At 59.7% G+C, this 15,441-nt stretch carries 12 protein-coding genes; 1 reads left to right on the plus strand and 11 read right to left on the minus strand.

Features of this window, described 5'->3' with window-relative positions:
* Positions 1-488 precede the first annotated feature (488 nt).
* From ELE36_RS03055 to ELE36_RS03070, 4 genes are all read right to left on the minus strand, one after another.
* Positions 489-3,665, minus strand: coding sequence for an efflux RND transporter permease subunit (locus tag ELE36_RS03055; protein ID WP_129831691.1), 3,177 nt, complete (start codon positions 3,663-3,665; stop codon positions 489-491).
* Complete coding sequence (locus ELE36_RS03060; protein WP_129831692.1) at positions 3,662-4,927, minus strand: efflux RND transporter periplasmic adaptor subunit; 1,266 nt, start codon at positions 4,925-4,927, stop codon at positions 3,662-3,664. The genes ELE36_RS03055 and ELE36_RS03060 overlap by 4 nt, the downstream gene beginning before the upstream one ends.
* Positions 4,928-4,930: 3 nt before the next feature.
* Entirely contained in the window at positions 4,931-6,145 is a 1,215-nt protein-coding gene (locus ELE36_RS03065) for a TolC family protein (RefSeq protein ID WP_165371451.1), read from the minus strand.
* A gap of 156 nt (positions 6,146-6,301) precedes the next feature.
* On the minus strand, positions 6,302-6,661 hold the full coding sequence (locus ELE36_RS03070; protein WP_129831694.1) for a hypothetical protein: 360 nt from the start codon (positions 6,659-6,661) through the stop codon (positions 6,302-6,304).
* A gap of 270 nt (positions 6,662-6,931) precedes the next feature.
* Between ELE36_RS03070 and ELE36_RS03075 the strand changes: the two genes are divergently transcribed.
* Complete coding sequence (locus ELE36_RS03075) at positions 6,932-7,555, plus strand: class I SAM-dependent methyltransferase (protein WP_242512339.1); 624 nt, start codon at positions 6,932-6,934, stop codon at positions 7,553-7,555.
* A 17-nt stretch (positions 7,556-7,572) separates the two neighbouring features.
* Here the strand turns inward: ELE36_RS03075 and ELE36_RS20625 are convergent, their stop codons facing one another.
* The 7 genes from ELE36_RS20625 to ELE36_RS03110 all read right to left on the minus strand — a co-directional run bounded on the left by ELE36_RS20625 (position 7,573) and on the right by ELE36_RS03110 (position 14,897).
* Positions 7,573-7,782, minus strand: coding sequence for a GDCCVxC domain-containing (seleno)protein (locus tag ELE36_RS20625; protein WP_129831695.1), 210 nt, complete (start codon positions 7,780-7,782; stop codon positions 7,573-7,575).
* 68 nt (positions 7,783-7,850) lie between these two features.
* Positions 7,851-9,092: a CDF family Co(II)/Ni(II) efflux transporter DmeF gene (dmeF, locus tag ELE36_RS03085; RefSeq protein WP_340642624.1), complete on the minus strand. Its 1,242-nt coding sequence runs from the start codon at positions 9,090-9,092 to the stop codon at positions 7,851-7,853.
* Positions 9,089-9,367 (minus strand): metal/formaldehyde-sensitive transcriptional repressor, encoded by a 279-nt coding sequence (locus ELE36_RS03090; RefSeq protein ID WP_129831697.1) that lies wholly within the window; start codon positions 9,365-9,367, stop codon positions 9,089-9,091. The genes dmeF and ELE36_RS03090 overlap by 4 nt, the downstream gene beginning before the upstream one ends.
* Before the next feature lie 56 nt (positions 9,368-9,423).
* Entirely contained in the window at positions 9,424-11,775 is a 2,352-nt protein-coding gene (locus ELE36_RS03095) for a heavy metal translocating P-type ATPase (RefSeq protein ID WP_340642632.1), read from the minus strand.
* Positions 11,776-11,912: 137 nt separating this feature from the next.
* The gene (locus ELE36_RS03100) at positions 11,913-12,323 is read right to left on the minus strand and encodes a heavy metal-responsive transcriptional regulator (protein ID WP_129831699.1); all 411 of its coding nucleotides are present in this window, start codon (positions 12,321-12,323) and stop codon (positions 11,913-11,915) included.
* A gap of 408 nt (positions 12,324-12,731) precedes the next feature.
* The gene (locus tag ELE36_RS03105) at positions 12,732-13,664 is read right to left on the minus strand and encodes a sensor histidine kinase (RefSeq protein WP_129831700.1); all 933 of its coding nucleotides are present in this window, start codon (positions 13,662-13,664) and stop codon (positions 12,732-12,734) included.
* Positions 13,665-14,135: 471 nt separating this feature from the next.
* The gene (locus tag ELE36_RS03110) at positions 14,136-14,897 is read right to left on the minus strand and encodes an ice-binding family protein (protein ID WP_129831701.1); all 762 of its coding nucleotides are present in this window, start codon (positions 14,895-14,897) and stop codon (positions 14,136-14,138) included.
* Between the last annotated feature and the right edge of the window lie 544 nt (positions 14,898-15,441).

Genomic DNA, 15,441 nt, shown 5'->3' on the forward strand with positions numbered 1-15,441 from the left:
TAGTCAATCTCTTCTGGATTCGCCTGAACTTTTAGTTTGGCTCTCTTGATGATCCGACCGTATCGCTGTGAATCTCGATGCGTTATTTCACTCTGCACCCAGTGTGATCAGGTCACGTGGCGGGCCACGCGCGAATGTCTACACTGCAATTTCGACCTTTTTCAGTATGAGAGCGATTGTGCCGAAGATGACAAGCGCAAAGCTGACGATGAGCAGCGGCGTCTGCAAAACAAGGCCGCCTTCATTGGCATGAGCGGGTTCATCGTTTGTGCGGTGGTCGCCAGCTATGGCCCCGAAATTTTCCGAGGCCCGGCAGCATTGATGGGACTCGCGTTGCTAATTGCCGTAGGGTTTATATTCACGTCGCCGCTTCCCAAATAGCGGGAGACTATCCGTTGAAATCGCAGTTAAACGCAAACGTTTCTAGGAGGCCAGTGCAAGGAAGAACGCGCCGGCGCGGCTCGTAACGGTTGTCCAACGCATTCGATCTATCCCATGGCCGACGGTACAGCCGGGGCCGCGCTGACTATGGATCCTTGCCGCAGCATACGTTGTCGCATCAGGCGATACACGACTGGAATCACCAGCATCGACAGCAACGGCGCCGTCACCATGCCGCCGACCATCGGTGCGGCGATGCGCTGCATGATTTCCGAACCGGTGCCGTGCCCGAGCATGATCGGCAGCAGACCGGCGAGGATCACCGCCACCGTCATCGCTTTCGGACGCACGCGCTGCACCGCGCCTTCGCGAATCGCCGCGAGCAATGTTTCTGCCGTGGCCGGCTCGCCCGCCGCCAACCGTCGCTCCCAAGCGTGCTTGAGATAAAGCAGCATGATCACGCCGAACTCGGCCGACACACCAGCCAGCGCAATGAACCCTACCGCGGTGGCCACCGACATGGCATGTCCGAGCAGGTAGATAAACCAGAATCCGCCGATCAGGGCGAACGGCACGCTGCACAGGATCAGCGCCGCCTCGTCCCAGCGGCCGAACGTGAGATAGAGCAGCACGAAGATGATGACCAGCGTCGCCGGAATGACGACGCGCAGTTTGGCAATGGCATGTTCGAGGTATTCGAACTGTCCCGACCACAGCACCGAATAACCGGCCGGCAATATGACCTGATTGGCAACACGTTCGCGAAGATCGCGCACGACCGACGCCAGATCGCGGTCACGCACATCGACGTAGATCCAGCCCGAGAGGCGCGCGTTCTCGCTTTTGATCATCGGCGGCCCGTCGCTGATGCCGATATGCGTTACCGTGCCCAGCGGAATTTGCGCGCCAGCCGGTGTCAGCAGCGGCAGGTCGCGCAGCTTCTGCACGCTGTCACGCAACTCGCGCGGATAACGCACACTGATCGGAAAACGGCGTCGACCTTCCACCGTTTCGCCTATCGTGTCGCCGCCAATTGCCGCCGCCACAACACTCTGGATATCGGCGATGTTGAGGGCGTAGCGTGCTGCCGCAGCGCGATCGATATCCACATCGATATAGCGCCCGCCGGTGAGCCGCTCCGCCAAGGCGGAACTGACGCCTGGAACGGTTTTCACCGCACGCTCGATGTCGCCGGCGACTTTATCGATGACCGCCAGATCACTGCCTTGCACCTTGATGCCGATCGGACTCTTGATGCCGGTCGCCAGCATATCCAGACGATTACGAATAGGCGGTACGAACAGATTCGTCAGCCCTGGCAGATGCACTGCGTGATCGAGTTCCTCGATCAGCTTTTCTTTGGTCATGCCGGCGCGCCATTGCGCCTGTGGCTTGAAGCGCACCGTGGTCTCGACCATTTCCAATGGCGCCGGATCGGTCGCCGTTTCGGCACGTCCGATCTTGCCGAACACGCTCGCCACTTCGGGCACCGTGCGCAGCATCTTGTCGGTCTGCTGCAGGATCTGCGCCGCCTTGCCGGCCGAGAGTCCGGGCAGCGCGGTCGGCATGTACAACACATCGCCCTCATCCAGTGGCGGCAAGAACTCGCCGCCGAGCTGGGTGATCGGCCATGCTGTGGCGAGCAACAACAGGCTCGCCACGATCAGCGTGAACTTCGGATAGCGCAGCACCGCATCAAGGGCCGGTCGGTAGATCGCGATCAATCCGCGTGCCAGCGGATTGGCGTGCTCCTCGGGAATGCGGCCACGAATCCAATACCCCATCAAGACCGGAATCAGCGTCACCGACAATCCGGCGGCGGCGGCCATCGCATAGGTTTTGGTGTAGGCCAGCGGTGCGAACAATCGCCCCTCCTGCGCCTCCAGCGTGAACACCGGCACGAACGACAACGTGATCACGAGCAGGCTGAAGAACAAAGCCGGGCCAACTTCCGTCGCCGCATCGGCGATCAGGCGCCAGCGCTCATCGTTGCCGAGCGTTTCGTTGTGATGCGCCTGCTGCCACGCCTCCAGATGCTTGTGCGCGTTCTCGATCATCACGATGGCCGCATCGACCATCGCGCCAATCGCAATCGCGATGCCGCCGAGCGACATGATGTTGGCGTTGATGCCTTGCTGATGCATGACGATGAAGGCGGCGAGCACACCGAGCGGCAAAGCGACAATCGCTACCAGCGCCGATCGGAGGTGGAACAGGAACGCCGCGCAGACCAAGGCGACGACCAGGAATTCCTCGAGCAACTTGCCGCTGAGATTGTCGATGGCACGTCCGATCAATTGCGATCGATCATAGGTTTCGACGATCTCGATACCGGTCGGCAAACTCGATCGCAGCGCCGCGAGTTTCGCCTTGACCGCCGCGATGATCGCTTGTGCATTTTTGCCCGAGCGCATGAGGATCACACCACCGACGACTTCGCCCTCGCCATCGAGCTCGGCGATGCCGCGGCGCATTTCAGGGCCGAGCTGGATGCGTGCGACATCCGACAGCAACACCGGCACGCCGTTGGCGCCGACCTTGAGCGGGATACTGTGAAAATCCTCCAGCGATTGCAGGTAACCGCTGGCGCGCACCATGTATTCGGCTTCGGCCAACTCCAGCACCGAGCCGCCGGCTTCGCCGTTGGCGTGCTGCACCGCCTCGATGATTTGCGCATGCGTGATGCCATAGGCGCGCATGCGATCCGGGTCGAGCACGATCTGGTATTGCCGCACCATGCCACCGACCGAGGCGACCTCGGCCACGCCCGGCACGGTCTTCAATTCGTAACGCAGGAACCAGTCCTGCTCGGCGCGCAGTTCGGACAGATCGTGTTTGCCGCTGCGATCGATCAGCGCGTATTCGTAGATCCAGCCGACGCCGGTCGCATCCGGCCCCAGCGCTGTGCGCGCCGCACTCGGCAGTCGCGATTGAATCTGATTGAGGTATTCCAGCACGCGCGAGCGCGCCCAATACAGATCCGTGCCGTCCTCGAACAGCACATACACATACGATTCGCCGAAAAACGAATAGCCGCGCACGGTTTTAGCACCCGGCACGGACAGCATTGTTGTAGTCAGTGGATACGTGACCTGGTTCTCGACGATCTGCGGCGACTGCCCCGGCCACGTCGTGCGGATGATGACCTGCACGTCGGACAAATCCGGCAACGCATCGACCGGCGTTTGCTGCACGGCATAAACGCCCCACGCCGCGAGAAACAGCGCCGCCAGCAGCACCAGAAAACGGTTGGCCAACGACCAGCGAATCAGTGTGGCGATCATGGTCTGCCCCCATTCGGCGCGTTGCTTTCTGTGCTGCCGCCGAGTCGCGACAGCGTGCCGGTCAGACTCGCTTCCGAATCGATCAGGAATTGCCCCGACAACACGACGGTATCGCCATCCTTCAATCCTTCCAGCACCGACGTCTTGCCACTCGATTCGTCGCCGATACGAACCTCCTGGGCACGAAACCGCCCGTGCCCCTCATCGACGATCACGACGCTGCGCAGGCCGGTCGCGATGACGGCCTCAGTCGGCACGACAAGACTTTCCGCCACGCCGACAGACGAAGCTATTTCCACGTGCGCAAACATCCCGGGCGCAAGCCGTCGCGCAGGGTTGGCTAGGACAATCCGTGCCATCTGCGTCCGTGTGATCGCATCGACCTCCGGCAATAGCGCCTCGATCGTGCCGCTGAAAGACTCGCTAGGGAATGCGGGTAGCGTGGCCGTGACCTGTGCGCCCGCACTGATGCGACCGACTTGCATCTCGGGAATGGCCGCATTCATCCACACCGTATCGAGGCCGTTGATGCGCAGCAGCGAGGCGCCAGCCATCACGGTCGCGCCTTCGCGAACGTTGAGTTCGCCAACGACTCCCGCGCGCGGTGCGCTGATCGTGATGCGTGTTTGCGCATGACCACTGCGCTCGATGGCGCGGACTTGCGCATCACTCATGCCAAGCAACAGCAGTCGCTGGCGCGCGGCATCCCGTATCGCCTGCAAGCCTTCGTTGTGCGTGCGTCGCAGCGCAAGATATTCCTCCTGCGCCGCGGTCCAGTCCGGTGCGATCAGCGTGAGTAGCGGTTGACCTTGTGCGACCGTAGCCAGCGGTGATCGGACCAGCAACTGTTCAACAATGCCTGGTACGCGACTTTGCACGACGCTCACCGTGCGCTCATCGAACACCAGGCTACCTGTGGCGCGCACGATCAGTGCAAGCGATCCGCGCTCGACGCGCGCGGTGCGCACGCCGAGGTTCTGCACGTCGCGCGGATCAATGTGCACGCCGCCGGCATCCTCGCTCGCTCCGCCGGCGTACTTCGGCACGAGCTGCATATCCATGAATGGCGATTTGCCGGGATGATCGAAATGCTGCACGGGCACCATCGGGTCGTACCAGTACAGGGCTTTCTTGTCCGGTGCGGCAACGTCGGATGACGGGGGCATGGATACCGGGCCGCTGCGATGAACCAATACAAGCGTCGCAGCAACGCCCAACACAAAGGCACCGATCAGGAGGATCAATTGAGGAAGACGGCGCATGGCTCAGTGCTCCTGCGGAAAGGCAAAATGGAGCGCGGCCCAGGATTGGCCGAGCGTGTTCAACAAGTCGGTGTAGACCAGCCGTTGCTCGACCATCTGATCGAGCGCACTCAAGGAGGCTTGCAAGTCACCACGCCCGCCACGGTAGGCCGCGAGCGCGGCATCGGCGCGATCGTCGGCCAGCGGCAGCAGCTCGGTTTCGTAACGGTGCACACGATCCTTGGCGCTGCGCCAGGCGGCGAGCGTCTTGCGCAATTCCGCCGTGTGCATGCGTTGCGCGGCCGTGCGTTCCGCGGTGATTTGGGCGACCGCGGCCTGCTTCGAGGCGATTATCGGATCTTGGCGGGATGCCGCAAAGATCGGCAACGGCACACGCAGTTGCACGGTTATGAAGTTTGAGTAGCGTGGTCCGCGTTGGGCGTAGTCGAACTCGACCGACCAATCCGGCGTTTTTTCTGCGCGCGCCAAATCCACCTCGGCCGTTGCTGCCTGTTCGGCAGCGTCATACGCTAGCAACTCGCGATGATGGGCGATGTTCGTGAGCAGCGCGTCGGGATTGCTGCCGAGATTCGACCAGTCCGGCGCGTCGCCGAGCGGGCGATCCTGTGCATCCGGCAGCCAGCGCGCCAACTCTGCGTTGGCAGTTTCGAGATCGCGCTCGCCCTCGCTGATGCGATCCTCCAGCATGGCCTTCGCGGCAGTGGCAGCAATCGCATCGGCACTCGCACCTCGTCCTGCACTGAGCGCCGCAGTCGCTGCGTCGATCTGGGTCTGCGCGCGGGCTTGCAGGGAGTGCAGCAGTACCAGGCGACGCTCAGCGGTCTTGCGCGTGATCCACGCCCGCGCCACGGCTTCGTTCAAGGTCAGGTGCTCGGTGGTCAGCAGTGCGCGCTCACGCGCGGCACCGGCCTCGGCACGTTCACTGCGCAGGCGGCGCTTTTCCGGGCGCGTGAACGTCTGCATCAGGCCGATCTTGCGCTCGGTAAAATTATCGCGCGTCAGGCTGAAACGTTCGTCTGTCGTTACCGGCAGGCTATCGATGCCGAACACCAGTTCCGGATCGGGCAATTGGCCGGCCGGCAGTACCGTGTGCTCGGCAGACTCGACGGCAGCCTGGCGTGCATCGAGCGTAGGCGCGTGGATTCCGGCGAGTTGCACGGCCTCATCGAGGCTGAGCGGTGTGGCCTCGCTTGCCGATGCGGCAGCGAGCCACAGCAAAAATATCGACGCCGACAAATGGGAAATATATCGCCGCTGAATCCAAAAACGGACGCGGCGCGAAAGCGCAAAAAATAAGTGAGGCATATCAGCTCCAACAACAAAACCAAAGAGCGTCGCGCAAGCACGACACAGAGGACGGTCAGACGTTGGAAGCTAGATCAGGAAGCGACAGAACTGCACGGCCAAGGGCGGTGCAGTGACGCGAGTCAGCGATACGTATTGCTCGGAAGATCGCCCGGAAAGCGACTGCGCGAAATCCACAGAAAATACCACCGCGGCCAGTGCGAGCTGCGCCACTGTAGGAGCCTTACCATGCTCGGCAGATGGCACCGTCGGGTAGCAATGCTGATGACACAGACCGGGACGTTGCGTATCCGCATGAGAATGGCATGGCGGCAGCGTCATGCTCGTAGCGTGGGAAAAAGATGTGGTGACACCGGCGCCCGTGGCTTCGGTCGGACAGACGTAGCTGGCCACGGCCCATTGATTGACCAGCAGGCACACGAGTGCCACGACAGTCACCCAGAAGCGGGGTGTCCGTCGTCGAAGTCGTGCAAACAAATGTCTGGACACTCTCATGAGAGGTAGCCTAGCGTACTCCGATCCATATTGCAGCGAAGCGATAACGGGTGATGAAGTTTCCGCCCTCGCGCAGCATGAGACCGAATACGGCGCGTTGGCTTTCATCGTTTGTTACCAGGCAGCTCCAAGAAGCGCTACGCTTACTGGGTTCGAAGAGATGCGCTCGCGGTCTTCATAGCCGTGCTTAGAGAGGACCAGAGATTGATCGCGACAGAGGCAAAAACGCACTGGCAAACCGTGTACCAGACGAAGCCATCCACCGCCGTCAGTTGGTATCGGCCCCACCTAGAACTCTCGCTGACAATGATTGAGCATGCGTTGCCAGATCGAGCCGCAGCCATCATCGATATTGGCGGCGGTCAATCGACGCTGGTCGACGATCTACTGGAACGCAACTATTCCGATGTCAGCGTGCTGGACATTTCGCGAGCAGCCATTGAAGGCACGCGTGCCCGGCTCGGCGGTGTAGCGGATCGCGCTCGCTGGCATGTTGCTGATATCACGCACGAGGATCTGCCGACGCAACGCTATGACCTCTGGCACGACCGCGCCGTATTTCATTTCCTCACGACAGCAGCTGGCCGCGCGGCCTACTTTCGTCAGCTAGGCCAAGCTCTTCGACCGCGCGGGAATGTCATCATCGCCACCTTCGCTCCCGAGGGGCCAGCGAAATGCAGCGGCTTGAACGTAGTGCGTTATGACGCAAAATCACTGCTAACCGTTTTCGGCAACCGATTTGAACTCATCGGAAGCACCACGCACGTGCATGAGACGCCGTTTGGAACGCAGCAACCATTTAACTACTGCCACTTCACGATGCGGTAACTGCCGCAGACGCTTAGTCAATCTGCGGCAACGCCACAACACGACCGCTCCAGTTGGATCGGAGGACAGGGAACGCTACCGTAGGAACAAAACACGCAGCAGTGGCCGGGCTTGGGACGTAGCAAGGCGCCGCACCCCGTGCATTCATGGAAGAAAATGCAGGCATCGGTCGGCATCGTTTCCATGGCCTGATGCCCGCAACGTGGGCAGCTCAGCAGAGATTCCATTAGTGGGATCAGCGTGCTCACATCAGAGATAGGTACGTTCCTCAGCGTTTGAAAAACTGACCCCAAGTTTAGGCAGTCTGCACTTCGATGGTGACGTGTGAAAGCGACGGGTACGCAGCAAGCTTCGTGCGGAAATAATCTGCGTCATGTCCCTGGGTTGTTTTCACCGCGACAATTGCGCCCAAATGGCCCGGGCCCAAGCGCCATAGATGGATATCTGTCAGCGTATCGCCGTCGCGTTCGATGGTTTGTCGGAGCTTGTCCGCCATGCCGACATCGGGCGTCATATCCAGCAGGATGGCGCCGGTGTCGCGGATAAGCCCATACGACCAACTGGCAATCACGCACGCGCCCACGATGCCTGCGAGCGCATCCATCCATAACCATCCGAACGTGCGCGCCAGCAACAGCCCGACGATCACGAGTACCGAAACGGCCGCATCTGCGATCACGTGAACCACCGCGGCGCGCATGTTGTTGTCGCGGTGTGCTGCGCCGTGCGAATGTGCATGCTCTTCGAATTGGACTGGATACGCTTCGTGGTCGCCGATGCGAACGTGCGCCGTGAATTCATGCGGTTCCGGAATTTCCTCGAGCGATTCCAGATAGTCGACTTTGTCGATCAGGGTGAATCGCTGGCGTGCGCCGTCGGGCCTTACCGTTTCGATCATGATCGATTCTGCGGCGAGTCGGACGTTGCCCTCGGAGCGCACCCGAAAGCGCGGTGGCACGCCTTCCTCGAAGACCTCCACAACGATCGTTCCGACCCGCGTCTGAATGAGGTGCGTCTCGTCACCTGCATGCGCAGCTGAATGACTATGGCCGTGGTGATGGTCGTCGCCGCTCAGCAACCATGCACTGAGGACATTCACGCCCAAACCCAGAAATGCGATGGGAATCGCCTCGGCAAAATGGATCGGCACCGGGCTGAAAAGGCGACTGACCGACTCATAGCCGATCAGAATGGCGATCATGGCCAGAATGATCGCGCTGGTGAAACCGGCCAGGTCGCCGAGCTTGCCGGTGCCAAACGTAAACCGAAGATCGGTCGCGTGTTTGCGCGCATAGGTGTAGGCGAGCGCGGCAAGCAGCAACGCGCCGGCATGCGTACTCATGTGCAGCCCATCTGCCACGAGGGCAATCGAGCCGAACAGCAAGCCGCCAGCGATTTCCGCAATCATCATCGCTCCACACAGCCAGATCACGATCCAGGTCTTGCGCTCACTCTTCTCGTGCCCCGTGCCGAGGAAAACATGAGCGTGCTGGAGCGATGCCGCGACGTTATTTGTCTCGTCCATTGGAAGGCTCATTTAAGGTAGGTCCTGACCACTTCGAGGAGCTGCTCGGTAGCATCGGCATCCAACGCATCGGGATACTTTTTCGTATCAACCAAGTGCGTACGCACGTGCTCCTCAACCACTTCGGCCATAAGACCGGCCATCGCACCGCGCGCGCCGGCAATCAGATGCATCACCTGATCGCAGCCCGCTTCACTACCGAGTGCACGTTCGATCGCCTCGACCTGGCCGCGAATGCGACGGACACGTGCGAGGAGTTTTTTCTTTTCACGGATGGTGTGGGTCATACACTACTTTAGCATAGCCCCCCTAGCTATATGCGCAAGGGGCGCTAGAGAACAAATCAAATTTTTGCGCGCTTCAGCCGCAGCGCATTGCTGATGACCGAGACGGATGAAAAGCTCATTGCCAGGGCCGCAATCATCGGGCTGAGAAGCCAGCCGAAAAACGGGTAAAGCACCCCGGCTGCAAGGGGAATACCCAAGACGTTGTAGGCGAAGGCGAAGGTCAGATTCTGGTGAATGTTGCGCACCGCGGCCAATGCTAAGCGACGAGCACGCAGGATGCCCGCAAGCTCGCCCTTGACCAGCGTGATCTGCGCGCTTTCCTTGGCGATATCCGATCCGTTGCCCATGGCGATGCCGACATCGGCGGCAGCGAGTGCGGGTGCGTCGTTGACCCCATCGCCGGCCATCGCCACGTGTGCGCCCGCTGCTTTCGCTGCCGCTATCCAGTCGGCTTTATTCGCGGGTGTCTGACTCGCGTGGTATTCGTCGATGCCCAGTTGTGTAGCCACCGCGTGCGCCGTCACCTCGCTGTCACCGGTGAGCATGACCAGTCGAAGTTTTTCGGCCTGCAACGCGGCCAGGGTCTGGCGTGTGTCCTGTTTGATCGGATCCTGCACTGCGACGCAGCCGACAAGATGGCCGTCCCGCGCCAGGAACATGACCGTTTTAGCTTGGCTGCGCAGCGCGTCCGCACGGCTTGCCATCGGTGCCGGATCGGCGCCGATCGATTCCATCAGTGCGGCATTGCCCAAGGCGACGAGCGCAGTGCCGATCGTGCCACGAACACCTTGCCCAGTGACCGCGGCAAAATTGCTGACCTCGGGAGCCGCTATCCCGCGGCTTTTCGCACCGTCGATAATGGCGCGCGCCAAAGGATGTTCGCTCGCCGCCTCCAGCGCCACGGCGATGGTCAAGAGTTCGGATTCGGCAACGTCCGTTACTGTTAAGACATCGGTCAACACCGGTTTGCCTTCGGTCAGCGTGCCGGTTTTATCGAGCACCAGCACATCCACATGTGCCAGTCCTTCGATGGCTGCCGCGTCACGAAACAAAACGCCCACCTCGGCACCGCGCCCACTGGCAACGGTGATGGAGATCGGCGTGGCCAGACCCAGTGCGCACGGACACGCAATGATCAGCACCGCGACGGCGTTCACGATGGCGTATGCCAGACGCGGCTCGGGACCCCAGATCAGCCACGCGGCAAAGGTCAACAACGCAACCGCCACCACAGCCGGCACGAAAAATACCGAAACGCGATCAGCCAACTTTTGCAGGGGCGCTTTTGAGCGTTGCGCTTTGCTGACCAACTCGACAATTTGCGACAACACGGAATCGCTGCCGATACGATCCGCCCGAATTTTCAGGCTGCCCGTACCGTTCAGCGTGCCACCCGTAGTGCGGTCATCGATGCGTTTTTCTACAGGGATGGGTTCGCCGGTCAGAAGCGATTCGTCGATGCTGCTGGTGCCATCGATCACTACGCCATCAACCGGCACTTTTTCTCCGGGACGTACGCGCAAAATATCGCCCACCCGGACTTGATCGAGCGCGATGTCTTCTTCGCTGCCATCGGCGGCAATGCGACGCGCGGTCTTCGGCGCGAGATCGAGCAACCGGCGTATCGCCTCGGAGGTCTTTCCACGCGCGCGCAGCTCCAACCACTCACCCAACAGCACCAGCGCGACGATGACGCCGGCTGATTCAAAGTAGACGCCGACCATGCCGTGCATATCCCGCATGGCGGGCGGAAACGCTGCTGGCAGGAACGTTGCTGCCAAACTGAAGCCGAAGGCGACCAGGACCCCCAGGCCGATCAGCGTGTACATGTTGGGCGAACCGATGAGAAGACCATTCCAGCCACGCCGGTAATAATTCGCGCCGGCCCACAGCACAAGAGGGGCCGAGAGTGCGAGTTCAATCCAGCGCAGTATGTGTGCCGTGGTCTCGCCGAAATGCACGCCAAACAGATGCGGCCCCATCGCGATCAGAAGTAACGGAATGGCAAGTGCCGCCGAGACGAAGAATTTGCGCCGCACGGCATCAAGCTCGCTATCGTCCTGCTCGCTGCTCGGCGTCATCGGCTCCAGGGTCATGCCGCACTTGGGACAATTTCCTGGCCCGACCTGCTGAATTTCCGGATGCATCGGACACGTGTAAATGGTGCCAACGGCCACAGGCGGTTCCATCGGCTTGGGCGTGGCGTGGAGGTAGCGCGCTGGTTCAGCAACAAATTTGGCGCGGCATCCCGCCGAGCAAAAATAGAACGTTCGGCCGCTGTAGTTCGCATGGTGCGCCGAGGTCAGCGGATCGACTGGCATGCCACAGACGGGATCGCGTGCTTGCTCCGAAGTACCCGGGCCGCCTTTGGACGAGCAGCACGAATGCGCCGTCGTGATCGGTTTCACAGAGCCGGGGGGCTGCGATGTGGAGCTTGTGGGATGTGGCGTGCTGCACACAGGTTTACAACACGATCGCGTCGAGCGCTTGGCGACGTCGCTGGACGCCGTTGGCGCGGCGGTCTGGGGTTTGATCGAGTGCAGGTTCATACATTCTCCTTGTGGGTGAGCGCGCCCAGAATGGGACACGCCTCCAAATTCCCTTCTCCCGGGCATGCGGCAATCAACTGATGCAGTCCACGGCGCACTCGCTGCAATTCGCGGATACGATGATCGATATCTGCCAGACGCGATTCGGCGCGCGCCTTAATGCCACGCACGCCACGCTCGCGATCCGTGGACAGCGTGAGCAGGTCACGAATCTCATCCAGCGTGAAGCCCAATGCCTTGGCGTGGCGAATGAAACTCACGCGCTGCACGTCCGAGGCGTCGTAGTTCCGGTATCCCGACGCCAAGCGTGTGGCTGCTGGTAACAGGCGGGTCCGCTCGTAGTAGCGGACGGTATCAATTCCGACACCGGCACGTTTCGCCATTTCACCGATCGAATAGCTGGCCATTTCGGTCCCTTCCTTCAAACACGAGGGCTAAGGCTAAACCTTGGACTAGAGTCCAGAGTCAATAGCCATTTCTTCAGTGCGCATCGGGGGATGCCATTGCGGATGCATAGGTTGCAAACGTTGCCCGCAATGCCTAGGTCGATTGCCAACGGATGGCGATAATTTTCCAGGCGCCATTCTGTTGTTTCAGCGTCAGCATTTCGCTGCTCCGCGTGATGCGCGTTTGGCCTTTTTCGGTCTGCCGTAAATCGGTTTCGCTGCCGATCGTGGCAGTCTCACCCATCGAGCGGGAGTCAAGCGAGATGGGGGGCTTTGGACCAATTTACCGAAATGAGCAGTCACGGAGTCTTCAGATTTCTGTTGGCCCGAAAACATTTCATCCGACAAACCTTGAGTGCAGAACTCGTTTTACCTGAACAATAATTGCTCGCCCGAAGGCTCGACCTGCTTATCTTCTTGGACTTCTAGAGTGGGCATTGGCATACGAAAAGTGAAGCAGGTTTGCGTCGCTTGTGATGAGACAGTCAGCGTTCCGCCGTGCGACTTGGTAATTTCAGCGGCGATATAAAGTCCCAACCCAAGCCCCGGATCTTGAGTGTTGTCCGCCCCGTGAGAAAAAGGCTCGAATAACCTCGCTAACCTATCAGCCGGGATGGTGGGGCCGCCGTTGGTAACGGACATCTCAAACGTCTTGTCGCAACTATGTATCCGTACCTTCACTTGCTGATCTGCAGCGCCGTGGGTAACTGCGTTCGTCAACAAATTGGCGAGCAACTGAGCCAATCGTCGGCGGTCGCACGTGACCGGGAAAACGATACTAATATCGCTTGAGATGTCACGCTCAGCGTAGACCGACTGAACCTCCGCGATGACATGTCGTAGTTCATCAGCCAATCCATCCTCTTGCCGAAGGGAGAGCGGAATGCCATCGCCGAGTCGACCGCGTGCAAAATCCAGAATATTCTGAACAAGCTCGGTCATTCGACCGCAGCTACGTTCAATTCGAGCTATGGCGTCAGTTGATGGTGCATCGGCTACTGTTTGCCGGAGCTGGTAGGTACCGAAGCCGATGGATTGCAATGAATTTCGCAAGTCATGCCCCAGCACCGCAATGAATCGCTCGCGCATCTTCGCGCGTTCGCCAGCGTCGAGGAGCGCTTGATCACTTTGCTTGAGCAAATCTTCGGTATCGCGTTGGGTTGCCGCCAATGCTACGAGTGCCCCCCGGATTTCCGAGAAACTGGGTTGCTCGATTGGGACCAACGGTGCAACGTAAAGTGCTGGGAACAACTTGCCGCCCAGTCGTCCGACCGGGTGGGCAACAATGGATTGCTCTAACATGACAAATCCCGTTTTACGGATGGGCGTCGGACAAAAGCCGAGTTCAATCTTGCAGGGGTATTGCAAAGATTACCGATCCCGAGAGGTGAGCGTATCTCGGACGTCATTGCTCGATCTGTACGCTGACGCACATAAGTGAAAGCTTCGTGAGGGTGGTCGTGCTATCTATGTTTTCGGCCCGAGGCCACCTTCGTAACGCCCCGCGAGGACGCCACCCAAGACCACAAAATGGAAGCCGCGCACTACGCGCATGCGGACTACATCAATACCAAGCATCACCCGGACGAAGCGACCCCAGCACTCCGCCGAAAATCATTGCGATAGAACCGCCAAGCAAATCTCGCCGTTAAGGCCCGCATTTGCGGAGCTCAAGGTTTCGGCTTGACTAGAAATCCCTCCTCGCGACCTAAATGCAGTGGTTTGCCGCGTAAAGGTGCGCGTCATCAAGACAGATGAGGGATAAGCAGCCTGCTAGACGTTTTTTCTCATCATCAACACGCCTGCCGACACGAGCACGAGGGCCAGCAACAGCAAAAACGCGGGCGAAAGTATTGGCAGTACGGTAGGGACCGACGAGAAAATGGGACCGGAGACCGGCCCACCGGCGCATACGGTGACATGGCTGTTGTCCAGGGTCACCGCACCATTTCGTGCCAACACTCTTCCTGACACATTTGCGCCGGTGTTCAAGGTGGCACTGGAAAGCGCGACAATGCTTCCCTGCAGCGCGGTACCCGTCCCTAGAGTCGCGGAGCTGCCGACTTGCCAGAAAACCCCACAAGGCGATGCGCTGTTGATCAACACGACGGACGCGGCGCTCGCTGTTGTCAAAGTGCTGCCAATCTTGAAAACGAAAACTGCATTGGGATTGCTTTGACCATCCAAGGTGAGCGTGCCCGTCAGCTGAGCAGAGGTGGAAAAGCAATAGACGCCTGGGATCAGCGTCTTGCCGCCCAAGTCCTGACCGGTCAGGTCGGTGTTGCAAGGCGCACTGGCCAGATTGTTGTAAGTAGTTGTGAGGTCAGTCTGGGCCGAGCCCGCAATCGTATCGGCGGCGTGGATCGTCCCTCCTGTCACGATTCCAGGGGGGAAGCCGGTGACCGCGCTGCCCGGTGATACGCCAAGATTGCCGTTAATCACGGTAGGCGTAGCGGTATTGGTCACCGTCGAGCCGCCCAGCACCGCAAAGGAGCTAAGTTGGGCCCATGCAGGCAATGAGCTGCAAAGCAGCATGGCAATTCCGAACGCGAGCCTGCTTGCACATTTCCTTTTCATTTAGTAGCTCTTCCAAAATGACTCAGATAGACATGCGCTTCGGATTACCCACACTCACCGTACCGGCTCGGATTAGATTCCACGCTTAAGATTTGCACAAACACACCATACCTTGGAATCAATCTGCAATCTGTGCGGCAGCGTACATTGTGGGAAGGTCTAAATACGGCACATATCGTTTGTCCTCGTTGGGGGAATGATCCCCTATCGAGGTGTCCGTTAGAATTAGACCAGTACAGCCGGCGTTCAAGCTGACATCAGGGGATGTTCCGCACGCTGGCCAATACTGCCGGCGCTATCTCGACGATGACATCGAAAACAGGTGGCCTGGCGATCACAGTGTGGGCATACCCACGGTGAGTTGCATTGGGGTATGCCAAACGCGGCGCGGCGATCTGCATCTGGGAATTTCTGCGGGAGCCTCGATAAGTCACCGCTTGAGCTATTCGCGCTGCATGCGGCATGCTTATACATGGTTCTATTATCAAGAACTGAAAGAGGG

This window comes from Pseudolysobacter antarcticus (assembly GCF_004168365.1).
Classification (GTDB): Bacteria; Pseudomonadota; Gammaproteobacteria; order Xanthomonadales; family Rhodanobacteraceae; genus Pseudolysobacter; species Pseudolysobacter antarcticus.